19 protein-coding genes are annotated in these 18,187 nt (G+C 72.0%); 11 read left to right on the top strand and 8 right to left on the bottom strand.

Annotation, left to right across the window (positions count from 1 at the left end; translation table 11 throughout):
* Positions 1 to 292: 292 nt before the first annotated feature.
* Positions 293 to 781 carry a hypothetical protein gene (locus ACFY8U_RS02350; RefSeq protein WP_389564535.1) on the top strand — a complete coding sequence of 163 codons (489 nt, stop codon included), beginning with the start codon at positions 293 to 295 and terminating at the stop codon, positions 779 to 781.
* Positions 782 to 875: 94 nt separating this feature from the next.
* On the opposite strand, the gene ACFY8U_RS02345 is transcribed toward ACFY8U_RS02350, so the two are convergent.
* From ACFY8U_RS02345 to ACFY8U_RS02335, 3 genes are read right to left on the bottom strand one after another with little or no spacing between them, the layout of a single operon-like run.
* Positions 876 to 1,094: a dodecin gene (locus ACFY8U_RS02345; protein WP_361431275.1), complete on the bottom strand. Its 219-nt coding sequence runs from the start codon at positions 1,092 to 1,094 to the stop codon at positions 876 to 878.
* 26 nt (positions 1,095 to 1,120) lie between these two features.
* A complete protein-coding gene (locus ACFY8U_RS02340; RefSeq protein ID WP_389564533.1) occupies positions 1,121 to 1,885 on the bottom strand; it encodes a GntR family transcriptional regulator in 765 nt (254 codons plus the stop codon).
* A 30-nt stretch (positions 1,886 to 1,915) separates the two neighbouring features.
* Entirely contained in the window at positions 1,916 to 2,683 is a 768-nt protein-coding gene (locus ACFY8U_RS02335; protein ID WP_389564531.1) for a GntR family transcriptional regulator, read from the bottom strand.
* A gap of 186 nt (positions 2,684 to 2,869) precedes the next feature.
* Here ACFY8U_RS02335 and ACFY8U_RS02330 point away from each other — a divergent pair, with 186 nt between their 5' ends.
* The 8 genes from ACFY8U_RS02330 (at position 2,870) to ACFY8U_RS02295 (ending at position 12,173) form a co-directional block, all read left to right on the top strand.
* Positions 2,870 to 4,126 (top strand): extracellular solute-binding protein, encoded by a 1,257-nt coding sequence (locus ACFY8U_RS02330; protein WP_389564528.1) that lies wholly within the window; start codon positions 2,870 to 2,872, stop codon positions 4,124 to 4,126.
* Positions 4,123 to 5,022, top strand: coding sequence for a carbohydrate ABC transporter permease (locus ACFY8U_RS02325; RefSeq protein ID WP_389564525.1), 900 nt, complete (start codon positions 4,123 to 4,125; stop codon positions 5,020 to 5,022). The genes ACFY8U_RS02330 and ACFY8U_RS02325 overlap by 4 nt, the downstream gene beginning before the upstream one ends.
* Positions 5,019 to 5,852, top strand: a complete 834-nt coding sequence (locus tag ACFY8U_RS02320; protein ID WP_389564523.1) for a carbohydrate ABC transporter permease — start codon at positions 5,019 to 5,021, stop codon at positions 5,850 to 5,852. The genes ACFY8U_RS02325 and ACFY8U_RS02320 overlap by 4 nt, the downstream gene beginning before the upstream one ends.
* 10 nt (positions 5,853 to 5,862) lie before the next feature.
* Positions 5,863 to 7,374, top strand: coding sequence for a beta-N-acetylhexosaminidase (locus ACFY8U_RS02315; protein ID WP_389564521.1), 1,512 nt, complete (start codon positions 5,863 to 5,865; stop codon positions 7,372 to 7,374).
* On the top strand, positions 7,367 to 8,791 hold the full coding sequence (locus tag ACFY8U_RS02310; RefSeq protein WP_389564518.1) for a cellulose binding domain-containing protein: 1,425 nt from the start codon (positions 7,367 to 7,369) through the stop codon (positions 8,789 to 8,791). The genes ACFY8U_RS02315 and ACFY8U_RS02310 overlap by 8 nt, the downstream gene beginning before the upstream one ends.
* 204 nt (positions 8,792 to 8,995) lie before the next feature.
* Positions 8,996 to 10,246 (top strand): extracellular solute-binding protein, encoded by a 1,251-nt coding sequence (locus ACFY8U_RS02305; RefSeq protein WP_361755841.1) that lies wholly within the window; start codon positions 8,996 to 8,998, stop codon positions 10,244 to 10,246.
* A gap of 185 nt (positions 10,247 to 10,431) precedes the next feature.
* Entirely contained in the window at positions 10,432 to 11,298 is an 867-nt protein-coding gene (locus tag ACFY8U_RS02300; protein ID WP_389564516.1) for a GNAT family N-acyltransferase, read from the top strand.
* On the top strand, positions 11,295 to 12,173 hold the full coding sequence (locus ACFY8U_RS02295) for a lysophospholipid acyltransferase family protein (RefSeq protein WP_389564513.1): 879 nt from the start codon (positions 11,295 to 11,297) through the stop codon (positions 12,171 to 12,173). Before ACFY8U_RS02300 ends, ACFY8U_RS02295 begins: the two co-directional genes overlap by 4 nt.
* On the opposite strand, the gene egtD is transcribed toward ACFY8U_RS02295, so the two are convergent.
* Genes egtD through egtA form a run of 4 tightly spaced genes read right to left on the bottom strand, consistent with a single transcriptional unit; the run spans position 12,068 to position 16,354 of the window.
* The gene (gene egtD, locus ACFY8U_RS02290) at positions 12,068 to 13,033 is read right to left on the bottom strand and encodes an L-histidine N(alpha)-methyltransferase (protein ID WP_389564510.1); all 966 of its coding nucleotides are present in this window, start codon (positions 13,031 to 13,033) and stop codon (positions 12,068 to 12,070) included. The genes ACFY8U_RS02295 and egtD overlap by 106 nt on opposite strands.
* Complete coding sequence (gene egtC, locus ACFY8U_RS02285; protein ID WP_389564508.1) at positions 13,030 to 13,782, bottom strand: ergothioneine biosynthesis protein EgtC; 753 nt, start codon at positions 13,780 to 13,782, stop codon at positions 13,030 to 13,032. The genes egtD and egtC overlap by 4 nt, the downstream gene beginning before the upstream one ends.
* Positions 13,782 to 15,098, bottom strand: a complete 1,317-nt coding sequence (gene egtB, locus ACFY8U_RS02280) for an ergothioneine biosynthesis protein EgtB (protein ID WP_389564505.1) — start codon at positions 15,096 to 15,098, stop codon at positions 13,782 to 13,784. The genes egtC and egtB overlap by 1 nt, the downstream gene beginning before the upstream one ends.
* A complete protein-coding gene (gene egtA / locus ACFY8U_RS02275) occupies positions 15,098 to 16,354 on the bottom strand; it encodes an ergothioneine biosynthesis glutamate--cysteine ligase EgtA (RefSeq protein WP_389564503.1) in 1,257 nt (418 codons plus the stop codon). Before egtA ends, egtB begins: the two co-directional genes overlap by 1 nt.
* A 133-nt stretch (positions 16,355 to 16,487) precedes the next feature.
* Here egtA and ACFY8U_RS02270 point away from each other — a divergent pair, with 133 nt between their 5' ends.
* Complete coding sequence (locus ACFY8U_RS02270) at positions 16,488 to 17,315, top strand: TIGR02452 family protein (protein ID WP_389564501.1); 828 nt, start codon at positions 16,488 to 16,490, stop codon at positions 17,313 to 17,315.
* A 15-nt stretch (positions 17,316 to 17,330) separates the two neighbouring features.
* Here ACFY8U_RS02270 and ACFY8U_RS02265 read toward each other — a convergent pair whose 3' ends face one another.
* Complete coding sequence (locus tag ACFY8U_RS02265; protein WP_389564499.1) at positions 17,331 to 17,786, bottom strand: type II toxin-antitoxin system PemK/MazF family toxin; 456 nt, start codon at positions 17,784 to 17,786, stop codon at positions 17,331 to 17,333.
* A gap of 116 nt (positions 17,787 to 17,902) precedes the next feature.
* Here ACFY8U_RS02265 and ACFY8U_RS02260 point away from each other — a divergent pair, with 116 nt between their 5' ends.
* Complete coding sequence (locus ACFY8U_RS02260) at positions 17,903 to 18,064, top strand: hypothetical protein (RefSeq protein WP_361431316.1); 162 nt, start codon at positions 17,903 to 17,905, stop codon at positions 18,062 to 18,064.
* Positions 18,065 to 18,187 lie beyond the last annotated feature (123 nt).

The following is an 18,187-nucleotide window of genomic DNA, read 5'->3' as shown; positions in this document are numbered from 1 at the left end:
GATTCCCGGAGGGCCGACGCCTCCCCGGGCCGCGTGCCCGGGCCGGGTCTCGCGTGCCCGCGTCCCTCGGCGGTCCGCGTGCCCAGGCCCGGCCCCGGTCTCGCGTGCCCGCGTCCCTCGGCGGTCCGCGTGCCCAGGCCCGGCCCCGGTCTCGCGTGCCCGCGTCCCCCGGCGGTCCGCGTGCCCAGGCCCGGCCCCGGTCTCGCGTGCCCGCGTCCCCCGGCGGTCCGCGTGCCCAGGCCCCGGCGGGCCGCGTGTTCGCGCTCACGCCCGGGCTGCCTACGCTGTCCGTGTGACGCGTACCAGCAGCCCCCTCGCCGTGTTCGATCTTGACAACACCCTCGCCGGCACCGCGCACCGGCAGCGGTTCCTGGAGCGCCGGCCGCGCGACTGGGCGGCGTTCTTCGCCGCGGCGCCGCAGGACCCGCCGCTCGCACAGGGCGTCGCCCTGTGCCTGGAGGCCGCCGAGGAGTGCGAGATCGTCTACCTGACCGGGCGTCCCGAGCGCTGTCGCCGGGACACCGTCGCCTGGCTGGCCGTGCAGGGACTGCCGGAGGGTGCCCTGCACATGCGGCGCGACCGGGACTTCCGCCCCGCCCGTCACACCAAGCTGGAGATCCTGCGCCGGCTCGGCCGGGACCGTGAGATCCGGATGCTCGTCGACGACGACGAGCTGGTCTGCGACGCGGCCGAGGCAGCCGGCTTCACCGTCGTACGGGCCCGCTGGGCGGCCGCCTCGGAGGCGCTGAAGGACGCCCAGGAGAAGGAGGGCCGTACCTGACCGCGGAGCTCGTCGGGCGCCCCGGCCCTCAGGCGCCCGTTCCGCGCAGGAGCCGTCCCTCGGGTGCCGCCGCCGCAGATCCCCGTGAGGCCTCTCAGGCCCCGCCCTCCTCCAGTCGGAAGCCGACCTTGAGACCGACCTGGTAGTGCCCGATCTCCCCGTCGACGATGTGGCCGCGGACCTGCGTCACCTCGAACCAGTCCAGGCCCCGGAGGTTCTGTCCGGCACGCTGGATGCCGTTGCGGATGGCCTGGTCGACACCCTCCGGGGAGGTGCCGACGATCTCGGTGACGCGATACGTGTGGTTCGACATGGGGGCCGAACTCCTCTCGGTGGGGGTCACTCCACGGTGCCCCACCACGCCCCGGTCCGCGACACGTCGGGCTCCGGGTGGTCCGGCGCGCCGTCCGTGAGGGCGAGGCGGGAGACGATCCGGTAGCGGTCGCCCCGGTACAGCGAGCGGACGTACTCCACCGGGCGCCCGCCCGTGTCCGAGGTGATCCGGTCGAAGAGCAGGGCGGGGGAGAGGACGGGGACGTCGAGCAGCACGGCCTCCTCCTCGCTCAGGACCGTCGGCTCGATCGACTGCACCGCCCGCGCCGTCCGGATGCCGCACTTCTCGCGCAGATGCGCGTAGAAGCCGCGCTCCATGTCGGCCGGGGTCAGGCCGGGGACCAGCTCGGCCGGGATGTGCAGATGCTCCAGGGCGATCGGCGCTCCGTCGACCCGCCGCAGCCGGGCCACGTAGAGCAGCTCCGCCGCGGGGGAGATCGTCAGCTTCCGGCCGATGCGCGCGCCCGCCCGTACGGTACGGAACTCGAGCACCGTGCTCGTCCAGCTCCCCCGGCTCGGGGGCGCCCCCGCCGCGTGGTCCTCGGCCACCAGTTCCTGGGTGATCTTGACCGGGGCCACGAACATGCCGCGTCCGTGCTCCCTCACCAGCGCTCCCGTGGCCACCAGCTCGTCGACGGCCGCCCGCAGGGTGGGGCGCGAGACGCCGAGGGTGGCGCACAGGGTGCGTTCGGAGGGGATGGCGTCGCCCGGGCGACGTCCGTCGATCACGGCCAGCAGATGCTCCCGTACCCGCTCCCGCTTGAGTTCCATCGCGTGCCCTCCCCGCCGTGGCTCCGGCGGTCAGTATGCATCGCCCTCCGTCGAGGAGGTCACGACGCCGTCGCGGGTGAAGTCGAGCCGGGAGACGATCCGGTAGCGGTCGCCCCGGTAGACCGAGTGGACGTACTCGACGGGCCGGGCCGAGGTGTCGAGGGTGAGGCGCTCGATCAGCAGGGCGGGGGAGAGGACGGGGACGTCGAGCAGCCGCGCCTCCGCCTCGCTGACGACCGTCGGCTCGATGGACTGCGTCGCCTCCCGGACATGGATGCGATGGTGCTCGCGCAGATGGTCGTAGAGGTCGCCTGCCTCCAGCTCCTCGGCGGTGAGCGCGGAGGGCACCAGGTCCGCCGGGATGTGGAGGTGCTCGATGGCCATGGGGGAGCCGTCGACCAGGCGGAGCCGCGCGATGTAGAGCAGCTCGGCGGCGGGGGAGACCCGGAGCTTGCGTCCGATCCGAGCCCCCGCCCGCGTCCGGGCGGACTCCAGCACCGTGCTCGACCAGCTGCCCGCGGCCCGGGGAACGCTGAACGCCGTGTCGTCCGGGGCGAGTTGCTGGGTGATCTTGGCGGGGGCGACGAACATGCCGCGCCCGTGTTCCCGTACGAGCGCTCCCGTCGCGACGAGCTCGTCGACCGCGGCGCGCAGGGTGGGGCGCGAGACGCCGAGGGCGGCGCACAACGTGCGTTCGGAGGGGATCGGGTCACCCGGGCCGCCCGCCTCGATCAGGCCCAGCAGATGCTCCCGTACCCGCTCCCGCTTCAGCACCCCGCCCGAGGGGCTGTCCTTCATGCGCTCTCCCTGACTCCTGACTGGTCAACTGGTAAGGCCCATCCTAACCATGGTTCCTGAGGGGGGCAGGTCGGTGAACAACGCATATTTTTCAAGGGGTTGACGCCCACATTGGTCCATGCCACCTTCTGGTCACGTAGCTGACCACTTGACCAATTGGTCAATTCTTCCTTCTCCGAGGTGCCCGTGAAGACCAGATCTCTCGCAGCGCCCGTCGCCCTCGCGGCGACCCTCGCGCTCTGTGTCACCGCCTGCGGTTCCACGGACGACCCGAAGGCCGGCGGACCCGGCAAGGTCACCGTGTGGATCATGAAGGACAGCGTCACCGACGACTTCCTCACCCGCTTCCGTACCGACTTCGAGGCGACGCACCAGGGCACCACCCTCGACATCCAGATCCAGGAGTGGGACGGCATCGGCGAGAAGGTCACCGCGGCCCTGGCCAGCAAGGACGCCCCGGACGTCATCGAGGTCGGCAACACCCAGGTCGCGCAGTACGCGGCGAGCGGCGGCGTCCGCGACCTCAGCGACAAGGTCGACGAGCTGAACGGCGCCGACTGGCTGCCCGGGCTCGCCGAGCCCGGAAGGATCGACGGCAAGCAGTACGGCATCCCCTGGTACGCCGCCAGCCGTGTGGTCATCTACCACAAGGACCTCTTCGCGCAGGCCGGCATCACCGCCCCGCCCAAGACCCGCGACGAGTGGCTCGCGGTCACCGCCAAGCTCAACAAGGGCTCGACACAGGGCATCTACCTCCCCGGCCAGAACTGGTACGCCCTCGCCGGCTTCATCTGGGAGGACGGCGGCGACCTCGCCGTACGTGACGGCAAGGAGTGGAAGGGCGCGCTCGACACCCCGGAGGCGCTCGCCGGCATGGACTTCTACCGGCAGCTCCAGGCCCTCGGCAAGGGGCCCAAGGACTCCGACGAGGCCAAGCCCCCGCAGGCCGACGCCTTTGCCAAGGGCGACATCGCCCAGATCATCGCCGTACCGGGCGGCGCGAAGATCGTCGAGGAGGCCAACCCCGCGCTCAAGGGAAAGCTGGGCTTCTTCCCGATCCCCGGCAAGTCGGCCGACAAGCCCGGCGCCGTCTTCACCGGCGGCTCCGACCTCATCGTCCCCGAAGCGTCCGCCCACCCGGAGGCCGCGTACGAGGTCGTCAAGGCGCTGGCGGGCGAGAAGTGGCAGACGGAGATGGCCAGGACGATGAGTTACGTCCCCAACCGGACTCCGCTCGCCCGGGTCATCCAGGACGACCCAGGCACCGCCGCCATGGCGGCCGGGGCCGCGCAGGGCCGTGCGACGCCCAACTCCCCCCAGTGGGCGGCCGTCGAGGCGACCAACCCGATCAAGCAGTACCTGACCGCCGTGCTCACCGGCACCGACCCGGCGAAGGCCGCCAAGGACGCGTCGGAGAGCATCACCAAGACCCTCGGCTCGTGAGCGGGCGGCGCCGGGCCGCCCTCTGGCCCTACCTCCTCGTCGCGCCGACGGTCCTCGGCGGCGCCCTGCTCCTCGGCTACCCCCTCGTCCGCAACCTGCTGATCTCCCTCCAGCACTACGGGATGGGCGAACTGATCCGGGGCGACGCCGCGTTCGTCGGCCTGCGCAACTACCGGACCGTCCTGGCCGACCCCGAGTTCTGGGAGGTCGTCCGCCGCACGTTCTGGTGGACTCTGATCAACGTCGTCCTGATCATGGTGATCGGCACCCTGGTCGCGCTGATGATGCGACGGCTGAGCCGGCGGATGCGGATCCTGGTGACGAGCGGGCTCGTCCTGGCCTGGGCCAGCCCGGTCATCGCCACCACCACCGTCTTCCAGTGGCTCTTCGCCTCCCGCCTCGGCGTCGTCAACTGGGTGCTCGTACGGCTCGGGTTCAGCTCCTACGAGGGGTACTCCTGGCTCGCCGACGGCCCGGCCGCCTTCACCGTCCTCGTCCTGCTCGTCGTCTGGCAGTCGGTCCCGTTCGCCGCCATCACCCTGCACGCGGCCCTGATGACCGTTCCCGAGGAGCTGTACGAGTCGGCCAGGCTGGACGGCGCCGGGTCCTGGCGGATCTTCCACGCGATCACCCTGCCGCTGCTCCGGCCGATCTTCGGCCTGGTCCTCTGCCTCGAAGTGATCTGGGTCTTCCGCTGCTTCGCCCAGATCTGCGCCGTCACCCGGGGCGGCCCGGGCGACGCGACCACCACGCTGCCCGTCTACGCCTACCGGGTGGCCCAGTCCCTGCACCGCTACGACCTCGGCTCGGCAGTGTCGACCCTGACCGTGCTCCTCCTGGTCGCCGCGCTGATCGCCTACTTCCGTCAGTTGCTCCGGCAGGAGGCCGACCGGTGACACCCCGCGCCCTGCGCCGCGTTCCGCTGAACACGGCAGCGTCGATCGTCTTCGTCCTCGCCGTCTTCCCCGTGTACTGGATGGTCCTGACCGCCTTCAAGCCCACCCCCGACATCCAGGCCGAGACCCCCGTCCTCCTCCCCACCTCCCTCACGCTCGAACACTTCGCGCACGCCGTGGAGGCCGACGGTTTCTGGCTCTTCTGGCGCAACAGCCTGCTCGTCACCGCCGGCTGTGTCCTGCTCGCGCTCGTCGTGGCGCTCGGCGCCGCGTTCGCCGTCGCACGGATGCGCTGGCGCGGCCGCCGGGGCTTCATCCTGATGGTCTTCATCGCCCAGGTGGCGCCCTGGGAAGCCCTGTTGATCCCCATGTACGTCATCGCCCGGGACGCCGACCTGCTCGACCGGCTGGCGACCCTGACCCTGATCTACTTCATGATCACCCTGCCCTTCACCATCGTGACCCTGCGCTCCTTCCTCGCCGCCGTACCCGCCGAGCTCGAAGAGGCCGCCCAGGTCGACGGCTGCACCCGCGCCGAAGCGTTCCGCAGGGTGACCCTGCCGCTGCTCGCGCCCGGCCTTCTCGCCACCTCGCTCTTCGGATTCATCACCGCCTGGAACGAGTTCGCCTTCGCCAACATGCTGATCATCAAGAACCAGGACGACCGGACCCTGCCCGTCTGGCTCTCCTCCTTCTCCAATGTCTTCGGCACCGACTGGGGCGCCACCATGGCCGCCTCCACCCTTTTCGCCCTGCCCGTCCTCGTCCTTTTCCTGGTCCTGCAGGGCCGGGTCGCCGCCGGGATGACCGGCGGAGCCGTGAAGGGATAACGAGCACGCCATGCGCCTGCCACCACTCGTCCCCCAGCCCACCCAGCTCCACCCGCTGCCCGGCAGATTCACCTTCGACGACACCACCGCGCTCAAGATCGCCCCCGGCGCCGAAGGGGCCGCCCGGCTGCTGCGCACCCTGCTCGGGCCGGCCACCGGTCTGCCCCTCCCCGAGCGGTCCGACGGCACGGTCGTCCTCGCTCTCGACCCCGCCCTCACCGGCCTGGGCGACGAGGGGTACGGCCTGACCATCGGCGCCGAGGGCGTGCTGATGCGCGCCGCCCGCCCCCAAGGGCTCCTCGCCGGTATCCAGACGCTCCGTCAACTCCTGCCCGTACAGGCCCTTCACGACATGCCCGAGCCGGGCGTCACCTGGTCCGTCCCCTGTGCGCAGATCACCGACACGCCCCGGTTCCCCTGGCGCGGAGCCATGCTCGACGTCGCCCGCCACTTCCGGCCCGTCTCCTTCCTCCACCGGTACGTCGACCTCCTCGCCCTCCACAAACTCAACGTCCTCCACCTCCACCTCACCGACGACCAGGGCTGGCGCATGCCCGTCCCGGCCCACCCCCGGCTCACCGAGATCGGCGGCCATCCGCACGGCGGCGCCTACACCCGCGGCGAACTCACCGCCCTGATACGGCACGCCGCCGAGCGCGGCGTCACCGTCGTCCCGGAGATCGAGATGCCCGGCCATGTCCGGGCCGCGCTCGCCGCCTACCCCGCGCTCGGCAACCGGCCGGACCGCACCCTCGACGTCTGGGACCGCTGGGGCGTGTGCGACACCGTCCTCGGCGTCCACGACGAGGTTCTGGACTTCTGCCGCGACGTCCTCGACGAGGTGATGGACGTCTTCCCCTCGCAGTACGTCCATGTCGGCGGAGAGGAGTGCCCGACCACCGAATGGCACGCCTCGCCGGCCGCGCGCCGGCGCGCGGCGGAGGAGGGACTCGACGGGCCCGAAGCCCTGCACGGCTGGTTCATGGAGCGGATCGGCGGCCATCTCCTCGCCGCCGGCCGCCGGCCGCTCGGCTGGACCGAGACCGGCGCCGACCTCCCCCCGTACTTCACCGTCATGCCCTGGCTCGACACCGCCCACGGTCGCACCGCCGCCCGCCGAGGCCACCGCGTCGTCATGGCGCCGCACCGCACCACCTACCTCGACTATCCGCAGTCGGCACGCTCCGACGAGCCGCCGGGTCAGCCCGGCGCCGTCGTCGACCTGCGCGCCGTCCACGGCACCGACCCGGCGCCCGCCGACTGGAGCGCCACGGAGACGGCCCAGGTGCTCGGCGCACAGGCCCAGTTGTGGACCGAGTACGTGCCCACCGCCGCGCACGCCGAGTACCTGACCTTCCCCCGGCTCTGCGCCCTCGCGGAGGTCGCCTGGACCGGGCGCGGCGACTGGAACGGCTTCCTGGCGCGGCTGCGCCACCACAGGACCCGGCTCGACGCCCTCGGGGTGCCGCGCCGCCTTCCCCCACCCCCGTCACCACCTCAGGAGAGGAAACCCGATGAGTGAACCGAAGAGCACCAGGACCCTGCGGATGCGCGCCGCGCTCGCCGTCGCCGCCGTGACCGGCCTCGGCGCCACCGCCCTGACCGCCCTTCCGGCGGCCGCTGCGGGCGAGGCCGTCACCGTCCAGTACCGGCAGAGCGCCACCGGGAGCGACCAGGCCGAGCCCTGGTTCAAGGTGGTCAACTCCGGTTCGGCGAACGTCCCGTTGAGCCAGGTGAAGCTGCGGTACTACTTCAAGGCCGACGCGGGAGCCTCGTACACCTACGCCTGCTCCTGGGCGGTCAAGGGCTGCGCGAACCTCACCGGCACCTTCGGCACCCTCGCCAACCCCACGGCCACCGCCGACCGTTATCTGGAGGTCGGCTTCACGGCCGGCGCCGGAACCCTCGCCCCCGGCGCCGACACCGGTGACATGCAACTGCGCTTCCACCGCTCCAACTGGCAGCCGCTGAACCAGAACGACGACTACTCCTTCGGCCCGTCCCAGACCACGTACGCGAACTGGAGCAAGGTCACGGCCACCGTCGGCGGCGTCGTGGTCTGGGGCACGGCACCCGCGGGCAACGAGCCCACCCCGACCCCGACGGATCCGACCACCCCGCCGCCCACCGGCGGCGCCACCCTCTTCGACGACTTCGACTACACCGGCCACACCGATCCCGCGATCTCCACCCACGGCTGGAGCGTGCGGTCCAACTCCGGCGGACCGGGCGTCCCCGGCGCCACCTGGGCGGCCGAGAACGTGACGTTCGCCAAGGAAGGCACGAACTCGGTCATGAACCTGCGGACCTCGACCGCCGGCACCGCCGAGTCGACCAGGCAGACCGAGATCCTGACCCGGTCGACGAAGTTCAAGAACGGTACGTACGCCGCGCGGGTCCGCTTCTCCGACGCGCCGGTCTCCGGGCCGGACGGCGACCGCCTCGTCCAGACCTTCTTCACCATCAACGACCTCAAGGCGCCGATGGCGGACGACTACGCCGAGTACGACTTCGAGTACCTGCCCAACGGCGGCTGGGGCGAGCCCGCCAACATCCTCTACACCACCTCGTGGGAGACCTACCGGCCCGACCCCTGGGAGGCGGTCAACCAGCACTCCGAGGTCCGCGCGAGTTACGCCGGCTGGCACGACCTCGTCCTGACCATCGACGACAACACCATCGTGTACTACGTCGACGGGCAGGAGTTCGGCCGCCACGACGCCCGCTATCTGCCCGAGCGCCCCATGTCCATCAACTTCAACCAGTGGCTCATCGACCTCCAGGGCCAGACGTCGACCACGCCGCGCTCCTACGACCAGAAGGTCGACTACGTCCTGCATGTGAAGGACCAGGTCCTGACCCCGGCGCAGGTGGCCGCCAAGGTGGCCGCCTACCGCACGGCGGGCACGGCCTTCGAGGACTCGGTGCCGGCCGTCTAGGGCGTACCGGCTGGTCGTACCCGCGGTAACGGGCAGGTGTGCCCCGCACACCTGCCCGGAACCGGATCGACCGGGGCTTGACCACTTGGTTGGTCCAGACCAGAATCCAGGCCACGCACCCGCACGAACTCGCTGTTCGGTCCCCCCACGACGGGTCAGCTCCCCATGCCGCACTCCATTCATGGAACGCAGAAGGTGACCTACGTGAAGAACCGCCACCTGGCCTGTCCCCTGGCAGCCGCGACCGCCCTCGCCCTGGCGGGCTGCGGGCTCCTCCCCGGCGACGAGGTCGGGACCCGAACGGTGAACGTCTGGCTGATGCGCGACAGTGCCAGCGAGGACTTCCTCCAGCGCTTCGAAGCCTCGTACGAGGCGGAACACGAAGGCGTGGAGCTGGAATTCACCATCCAGGAATGGACGGGCATTGGCAAGAAGGTCACCGAGGCGATCCGCGGCGAGGGCGGACCCGACGTCATCGAGGTGGGCAACACCCAGGTCGCCCAGTACGCCGACACCGACAAGCTCTACGACCTGACGCTGGAGTCCGTGCGCGACCTCGGCAGCGAGGACTGGCTGCCCGGCCTCGCCGAGCCCGGACGCATCGGCGGATCCCAGTACGGCATTCCGTGGTACGCCGCCAACCGTGTCGTGATCTACCACAAGGACCTCTTCGCGCAGGCCGGCCTCACCAAGCCGCCCACCACCCGGGCCCAGTGGCTCGACGACACCGAGAAGCTCAACCGCAACGGCTCCCAGGGCATCTACCTCGCGGGACAGGACTGGTACACGCTCGCCGGATTCATCTGGGACGAGGGCGGCGAACTCGCCGAGGACAAGGGCGGCGACTGGACCGGCGCCCTGGACAGCCCCGCCGCGCTCCGCGGCATGGACTTCTACAAGGAGCTCCAGTCCCTCGGCTCCGGTCCCAAGGACGCTGACGAGCAGACCCCGCCCCAGGCCGAGGTCTTCGCCCAGGGTGATGTCGCCCAGATCATCGCCACCCCCAGCGTCGTCGCCGCCATCACCAAGGCCAACCCCGGACTCGAGGACAAGCTCGGCTTCTTCCCGATACCGGGCAAGAAGGCCGGGCAGCCCTGCGCCGTCTTCACCGGAGGCTCCGACCTGATCGTCCCGGAGAACGCGCCCGAGCGGAACGCGGCGATCGAGGTCGTCAAGGCCCTGGCCGGCGAGAAGTGGCAGACGGAACTGGCCCGGGCCATGAACAACGTGCCCAACAAGACCTCCCTCGCGTCCGTCGTCGAGGGCCAGGAGGCCACCGCCGTCATGGCCGTCGCGGCCGCCCGCGGCCGGGCCACACCGAACTCCCCGCAGTGGGCCGACGTCGAGGCGGCCAACCCCATCAAGCCCTACATGACGGCCGTCCTCCAGGGCGAGAACCCGAAGAAGGCCGCCCGGTCCGCCTCGGAGAAGATCACCCAGACCCTCGGCGAGTAGACCGGGCGGGACACCGAAGAACCAGGCCACGCGGGGTCCGCCGACCAGCATTCAGCACCTACACACCCGCGATCCGCCGCACGGTCATGTCGAATCCAATCGGCCACGGAAGAAGTAAGGAGCCGGACCACCGCTCTCCCGGTCCGGCCCTCACCGTCCCCTTCCGCACGCCGGAGGAGCCCGACATGCCCGCACCGTCACCCGCAGCCACTGTCGCACCCGCTGTCCCCGTCCCCGCCGGTGTCACCCTCACGCCCGCCCCGCTCCACGGGGTCCCCGCGCAGCCGCAGCCCGTGGCCGCCGACCGCGCCACCGAGGAGCAGCCGCGCTACATCGTCTGCCTCGCCCGCGACCAGGACGACGTCCGCGCCGCCCAGCGTCTGCGCCACCAGGTCTTCGCCGGCGAGATGGGCGCCCACCTCGACGGTCCGGAGCCGGGCCTCGACATCGACGCATTCGACGCCTACTGCGACCACCTGCTCGTACGTGAGGAGGCCACCGGCGACGTGGTCGGCACGTACCGCGTGCTGCCGCCCGACCGCGCCCGGATCGCCGGGCGTCTGTACTCCGAGAGCGAGTTCGACCTCGGCCGCCTCGGCCCCATCCGCGACGACCTCGTCGAGGTCGGCCGCTCCTGCGTCCACCCCGCCCACCGCAACGGCGCCGTCATCGCCCTCATCTGGGCCGGACTCGCCCGCTACATGACCCGGACCGGCCACAACTGGCTCGCCGGGTGCTGCTCGATACCGCTGGCCGACGGAGGCACGCTCGCCGCCGCCACCTGGGACACCGTCAAGACCAAGCACCTCGCCCCCGAGGAGTACTGGGTCACCCCGCACAAGCTCTGGACCCCCGACGGCGTCACCCGCCCCGAGGGCCGCGTCGAGCTCCCGCCGCTCCTCCGCGGCTATCTCCGCCTCGGTGCCTGGGTCTGCGGGGCGCCCGCGCACGACGTGGACTTCGGCGTCGCCGACCTCTACGTCCTGCTGTCCCTGCGCAACACCAACCCCCGCTACCTCCGCCACTTCCTCTCCCTCGCCCCGGCGCAGTGACCACCGCCGGCCCCGTCTCGCCCTGGCTGCCGACGGCGCCGTGCGCGCCCGCGGACTGCGCCCGGCACACCTCCCCTGCCGTCGGGCCCGTCCTGGCCGCGGTCCGCCTGACCATGGGCATCGCCGCCGTCCTCGCCGGGGTGCTGCTCGCACCCCTGGCGGCGCCGCTGCCCGCCGCCGGCCGGCGGGCGCTCGTCCGCCGGTGGTGCCGACTGGTGATCCTGGCCTTCGGCGTCCGCATGAAGGTCACCGGCGGCCCCGTCCCGGCGGACGGGCCGCTGCTGGTCGTCGCCAACCACATCTCGTGGCTCGACATCCCGCTCGTCGCCACCGTCCTGCCCGGACGCATGGTCGCCAAGCGGGAGGTCCGGTCCTGGCCGGTGCTCGGCCCGCTCGCGGCGCGGGGCGGCACCCTCTTCATCGACCGTGACCGGCTGAGGGCCCTGCCCGAGACCGTACGCACCATGGCGGGGGCGATGGCGGACGGCGGCCGGGTGGTCGTCTTCCCCGAGGGGTCGACCTGGTGCGGCCGGGGCGGCGGCGCCTTCCGGCCCGCCGCCTTCCAGGCCGCCCTCGACGCCTCGGTGCCGGTCCAGCCGGTACGGCTGGAGTACCGGCCCGTCGGCCCCGCCGCCTTCGTGGGAGATGATTCGCTGGCCGCCTCACTGTGGCGGATCGCGACGGCCCGCGGGCTCACCGCCGAGATTCGGATACTGGATCCGATATCCAGCATCCAGTATCCGAACCGTCGCGCGTTCGCCCGAGCGGCTCAGAGAGCCGTCGCCAGCGACAGCGCGAACCGCCCCTCCTTGTCCGTCCACCAGCGGGTCATCTCCAGCCCGGCCTCGGCGAGCTCCGCACGCACGCCCGCCTGACGGAACTTCGCCGACACCTCCGTCCGAATCTCCTCGCCCGCCTCGAACGGCACGACCAGATCCAGTTCCGGGATCTTCACCGTGAGCGCGTGACGCGCCCGCAGCCGCATCTCGATCCACTCCCGGTCCCGGTCCCAGAGCGCCACATGGTCGAAGTCGTCCGGCCGCACGTCCGCGTCCAGCTCACGGGCGATCACGGCCAGCACGTTCTTGTTGAACTCCGCCGTCACCCCCGCCGCGTCGTCGTACGCGGCGACCAGCGTCGCCTCGTCCTTCACCAGGTCCGTACCGAGCAGCAGCGCGTCGCCCGGCGCCAGCATCGCCCGTACCGAGCGCAGGAACACCGTGCGCTCGGCGGGCAGCAGATTGCCGATCGTGCCCCCGAGGAACGCCACCAGGCGCGGCCCCGGAGTCCCCGGCAGGGCGAGCCCCCGCGTGAAATCGGCGACCAGGGCGTGGATGTGGAGTCCCGGGCGCTCCGCGATCAGAGCGTCGGCCGCCCCCTTCAGCGCCGACTCGCTCACGTCCACCGGCACATAGCTGTCCAGCTCAGGCAGCAGCGCGTCGATCAGGAAGCGGGTCTTCTCCGAAGAGCCCGAGCCCAGCTCGACCAGAGTCCGGGCCCCCGTCACCGCCGCGATCTCATGGGCCCGGTCGCTCAGGATCTCCCGCTCGGCACGGGTCGGGTAGTACTCGGGGAGCCGGGTGATCTCCTCGAACAGTTCACTGCCGCGCGCGTCGTAGAACCACTTCGGCGGCAGCTCCTTCGGCATGCGGGTCAGACCGTGGAGCACATCGGCGCGCAGATCGGCCTCCGTGGCGTCCTCGGGAAGGGTGCGGGTCAGCTGGAACGGGCTCACGAGGACGGCTCCTTGAGCGAGGTGAGGGTGACGTCGGTACGGGTGGCGGTCAGTAGCGTGCGGTCCGGCACCTCGTGCCAGCGCGGATCGTCGTCGTACGGTTCGGAGGCCACGACCACGCGGTCGGGACGCCGGAGGTACCACAGGGAGTTCCCCCATCTCGTCGAGGTGATCTCCGTACCGTCGGTGAGCAACAGGTTGAGCCGGGACCCCGGGGCGGCCTCGGCGACCTCACGTACGGTGTCGGCGAGCGCCTGCCCCGGCGCGTCACCGGCCCGCAACCGGTGCAGCACCACGGCCCACACCAGCGCCGAGTCCGTACGGGCCTCCAGGGCGAGCAGCTCCGCGGCCGGCAGCGAGGCGGCAAGGCCGGTCAGCGAGCCCGGCCAGCCCTCGACCGCCCCGTTGTGGCTGAAGAGCCACGGCCCGGCGGCGAACGGAGCCGCCGCGGCCTCCCCGTCCGCGCCCGGCCGGGTGGCGCCCCGGACCGCCGCGAGCAGCGCGCCCGTGCGCACCACCCGCCCGAGATCGGCCAGCGTGAGATCTCCCCAGACCGGCGCGGCGCGGCGGTAGCGGGCCGGCACCGGGTCACCGTCGGCGTACCAGCCGACACCGAAGCCGTCCGCGTTCACCAGGCCGCTGCTCTGCATCCGCGGCTGCCACGCCTGGCGCTCCAGTGAGAACGGCGGCCGCAGCAGCAGCTCACCGAACGTCAGCGGATCGCCGACGAAAGCGAGATGGCGGCACATCAGGAGAGCTCCGCATCCCGTGCGGTCCGGAAACCGGAGAAGATCTGGCGGCGCACCGGCAGGTCCCAGTTGCGGAACGTGCCCCGGCAGGCCACCGTGTCCACCGCGAACGACCCACCGCGCAGCACCTTGTGCGCGGGACCGAAGAACACCTCCGAGTACTCCTTGTACGGGAAGGCCGTGAACCCCGGATACGGCAGGAAGTCGCTCGACGTCCACTCCCACACGTCCCCGATCAACTGCCGTACTCCGAGCGGTGAGGCGCCCTCGGGGTAGCTGCCGGCCGGGGCGGGCCGCAGGTGCCGCTGCCCGAGATTGGCGTGGCCGGGCTCGGGGTCGGCGTCGCCCCAGGGGTACCGGCGCGAGCGCCCCGTCGTCGGGTCGTGCCGGGCCGCCTTCTCCCACTCGGCCTCCGTGGGCAGCCGGCGGCCGGCCCAGCGGGCGTAGGCGTCCGCCTCGTACCAGCTGACGTGCACCACCGGCTCGTCCTCGGGCACCGGCTCCGTCACGCCGAACCGGCGGCGCAGCCACTGCCCGCCGTCACGCCGCCAGAACAGCGGCGCCCCGATGTCGTGCCTGCGGATCTGCTCCCAGCCCTCGGCCTGCCACCAGCGCTCGTCCGTGTAGCCGCCGTCCGCCACGAACGCCATGTAGGCGCCGTTGGTGACCGGCACGGTGTCGATGAAGAACGCCGGGACGACCCGGGTGTGCGCCGGACGCTCGTTGTCCAGCGCCCAGGCCTCGTCCGAGGTGCCCATCGTGAACGAGCCTCCCGGAACCAGGACTTCGGCCGGAAGGGGGCCGATGTCCGTGACGGGCGGCGGGGGAGCGGTGAGCGCCTGCGGCCCCCTCCTCAGCTGATGGGTGATCAGCATCGTCTCGTCGTGCTGCTGTTCGTGCTGGGCGATCATCCCGAAGGCGAACCCCGCCTCCACCAGCGGCCGGCCCTCCAGCGGGGTGCTCCCCAGGATGTCCAGGACCCGGCCCCGTACGTCCGAGGCGTACGCCCGGGCCTCGGCGGGTGCGAGCAGCGGAAGAGTGGGGCGGGAGGCGCGGGGGTGCTCGAAGGCGTCGTAGACCGAGTCGATCTCCGGGCGCAGCGCGTCCCGCCCGGCGACCGTCCGCCACAGCCACTGCTCCTCCTGGTTGCCGATATGGGCCAGGTCCCACACCAGCGGAGACATCAACGGGGAGTGCTGCGCGGTGAGTTCGTCGTCCTCGACGCACGAGGTGAGCAGCGCGGTGCGGGCCCGCGCGGTGGTGAGCGCCTCCAGCGCCCGCCGCCGCAGAGCCGTCGGGTCGTCGGTCACGGTCATCACGCCACCTCCAGGTGCTCGTCGGCGGGACAGCTGCCGGTCCGTACATGGCGCTCGTGGAAGTCGGCCACCGCCTGCTGGACGGCCTCGCTCGCCCCGATCCGGGGCAGCGCCTCCAGGGCGGCGGCGAACGCGACCAGCGCGGCGGCGTGCAGCTCGGGATCGGTGAGCCCGTCCCGCGCCGCCGCCAGCCAGAGCGGATTGCGCGGCGCGGCGAGCGGACCCGCGCGCTCCGCCAGCGGCTTGACGGCCCGGTACACCGTCTCGGCCGCCTCCGGATCCTCGAAGAGCGCCGTGGTCACGGCGACCGGCACGACCCAGCCGTCCGGCCCGGGCTGGGCGTCGATCATCCGCAGCTCCAGATGCCCGCGGGGCCGCACCGGCGGGAAGAGGGTGGTCAGGTGATAGCGCAGATCGTCCTCGTCGGCCGGTCGCGGACGCCCGGTGCGCAGCCACTCCCGGAACGTCAGCCCCTCCGGCACGTCCCAGGGAGTCTCCTCCCCGCGCACGCACATCACCGGGGTGTCCAGCACATGCGCGGCCCAGGCGGCACGCGGCTCGCCGTCCGGGGGCGGGGCGAGCGCCCGCGCCGGATCGAGATCCGTCCACAGGGCCTGCCGGGTCGAGCGCCAGCCGGTCCGACGCCCGCCGTGGACGGGCGAGTTGGCGAACGCGGCCACCAGCACCGCGCCCAGCAGATGCGCCAGCTGCCAGCGGCGGTGGTAGCCGAGCGGACCAGGCTCCTCGTGGCCGGCGTCCAGACAGACCTGCACCGACGCCGAGTCCCGCATCATGGCCCGGCCCGCGGGGCCCGCACGGTCGAGAGCCGTCTCCATCGCGTCGTAGCGGGGCTCGCGCAGAATCCGCTCGCGCGGCGCGTTCCAGGGATCGACCCCGTACCCGTTGAGGGAGAGCCCGAGGGGGGAGAGCGCGTCGCGCACCGCGCGAAGATCGGCCGAGAGAGTGTCGACACAGCTCATGAGGGACCCGGCGGGCGGCGAGCTGAGCTCCAGCTGTCCACCGGGTTCGAGGGTGATGGCCGAGGCCAGGGGCAGGGACCGTACGGTGTCGACGGCCAGGGCCAGTCGCTCGGGCGGGACGGGAAGCCGCGGGTCACGCAGCTCGTGGACGAGCCATTCCACTTCCACCCCGACCGTGCGGGGCGGACCCGTCTTGAAGCAGATACATCGCAGCAGGTCTTCGGCCTCGTCCACGCTGAGGCCCTGACCGCTGTGCGGTATGCCGCTCGACGACATGTCGTTTCCTCCTGTTCCGTGAGGCGCTGATTCCACCTAAAGCCACCACTGACGGGCGTGCAAGAGCGCCTCACCGGCCCCACGGTGAATATCCCGTTGCTCACGGTCAACGGAATCGATCATGCTTGCGTTCATGAGCGCACGACTGCGGGGGATCGCGAAGCAGACCGAGGAGATCGTCGAGGCGGGCCGGTACCGGGCCTCCGGCGGCCGGGCGGTCTCCATCGAGGAGGCGCTGCGCGCCGCGCTCGCCGGCACGAGGCTGTACGGCCCCGAGGCCGTTCCGGTCACCCCCGACACCGACCGCACCACATCCGTCGAGGTCACCGACGAGAGCAGCCTCGTCGCCGCGCAGCGCCTGACCAGGGCGGATCCGGCCACCCCGGTGGCCGTCCTGAACTTCGCCTCGGCCCGTAACCCCGGTGGGGGATATCTGAACGGCGCCCAGGCCCAGGAAGAGGCCCTCTGCCGGGCCTCCGCCCTCTACACGACGCTCCTGCGCGCCCCCGAGTACTACACCCACCACCGGGCCGAGCGGGACGCCTTCTACACGGACCGCGTGATCCACTCGCCCGGCGTCCCCGTCTTCCGCGACGACCGCGGCGGACTGATGGACGAGCCCTTCACGGTCGGCTTCCTCACCTCGCCCGCCCCCAACGCGGGCGTGATCCGCCGGCAGACGCCCGAGCTCGCCGACCGCGTCCCGGCCGCCCTCGCCGCCCGCGCCGAGCGGGTCCTGGAGACGGCCGTGGCGGGCGGCTACCGGCGGCTCGTCCTCGGCGCCTGGGGCTGCGGCGTCTTCCAGAACGACCCGGCCGAGGTCGCGGGCGCGTTCCGGGCACTGATCATGGACGGCGGCCGGTTCGCCGCCCACTTCGACGAGATCGTCTTCGCGATTCTCGACCGTACGGCGGGCCGGACGACGCTCGGCGCGTTCCAGCGGGTCATCGCGGGCGACTGACGGCTACGGCTACGGCTACGACCACCCGTAACGCTCGATCAGGCGCTCCACCACCCGGTCGAAGCGCGGCCGGTCCAGCGCGCACGCCTCACGCCGCATCCCCGCCTCGTGGACCCGCAGGACCCGGTCCAGATCCACCCAGGACTCACGCCGCGCGCTGTCCCAGTCACCCACCCCGATCGCCACCCTCCCCCAGCCTCCGGCCGGGGGGACCCCCATCTCGCTCCACTCGCGATCGTCGTCATGCCGCTTGCTCGACAACTGCACGGCGAGCAGCGTTCCCGCCGCCTCCCGGGCCACGACCAGGACCGGCCGGTCCTTGCCCCGCCCGTCGTTCTCCTCGAAGGGCACCCAGGTCCAGACGATCTCCCCGGGATCCGGGGCACCGTCACGGTCCGGGGCGTAGGACGTGCGGACAGGGCCGATCGCGTGAGGGTCGGCCTCGGTCGTGGAGTACTGGAAGGTCGTCACGGGGACCACCGTAGGGCCCGGCGGGGGCGCACCGTCCCTGACATGCGCCGTCCGTACCCCCGTGCGAGGCTGAAAACGGCCCCAGCGTCCGCATTTCCGGTACAGGAGGCACGATCGTGGGCAAGAAACAGACCCGGGTGAACCGCGGTGCCCGTACGGGCGGCCACGAGCACAGGACCGAGGCGACGAAGGAACAGACACCGGCCGTACGGGAGACCCCGCGGCCGATCATCGAGCAGGTCTCCCACAAGAAGGAACGGAAGTTCGGCCACAACTGATCTTCCACGGACCCGCGTTGCGCGGGCCGGCCTTCCGCCGACCGGCCTCGTGGTGATCGGCTCGGTGCCCAGCTGCCGTCCCCGCCCGAGCTCCGCCGACGACACGACGAGGGCCCGACGCCG

The sequence above is a fragment of the Streptomyces sp. NPDC012508 genome (genome assembly GCF_042902595.1).
Lineage (GTDB): Bacteria > Actinomycetota > Actinomycetes > Streptomycetales > Streptomycetaceae > Streptomyces.
The sequence above is the reverse complement of the archived record's forward strand: the minus strand, read 5'-3'. Positions and strand labels throughout refer to the sequence as shown.

Bases quoted from the DNA above. Each gene is read 5' to 3' on its own strand.
- ACFY8U_RS02345 (WP_361431275.1), bottom strand. From the start codon at position 1,094: ATGTCGAACCACACGTATCGCGTCACCGAGATCGTCGGCACCTCCCCG.
- ACFY8U_RS02340 (WP_389564533.1), bottom strand. From the start codon at position 1,885: ATGGAACTCAAGCGGGAGCGGGTACGGGAGCATCTGCTGGCCGTGATC.
- ACFY8U_RS02335 (WP_389564531.1), bottom strand. From the start codon at position 2,683: ATGAAGGACAGCCCCTCGGGCGGGGTGCTGAAGCGGGAGCGGGTACGG.
- egtC (WP_389564508.1), bottom strand. From the start codon at position 13,782: ATGTGCCGCCATCTCGCTTTCGTCGGCGATCCGCTGACGTTCGGTGAG.
- ACFY8U_RS02310 (WP_389564518.1), top strand. From the start codon at position 7,367: ATGAGTGAACCGAAGAGCACCAGGACCCTGCGGATGCGCGCCGCGCTC.
- egtA (WP_389564503.1), bottom strand. From the start codon at position 16,354: ATGTCGTCGAGCGGCATACCGCACAGCGGTCAGGGCCTCAGCGTGGAC.
- egtB (WP_389564505.1), bottom strand. From the start codon at position 15,098: ATGACCGTGACCGACGACCCGACGGCTCTGCGGCGGCGGGCGCTGGAG.
- ACFY8U_RS02270 (WP_389564501.1), top strand. From the start codon at position 16,488: ATGAGCGCACGACTGCGGGGGATCGCGAAGCAGACCGAGGAGATCGTC.
- ACFY8U_RS02315 (WP_389564521.1), top strand. From the start codon at position 5,863: ATGCGCCTGCCACCACTCGTCCCCCAGCCCACCCAGCTCCACCCGCTG.
- ACFY8U_RS02300 (WP_389564516.1), top strand. From the start codon at position 10,432: ATGCCCGCACCGTCACCCGCAGCCACTGTCGCACCCGCTGTCCCCGTC.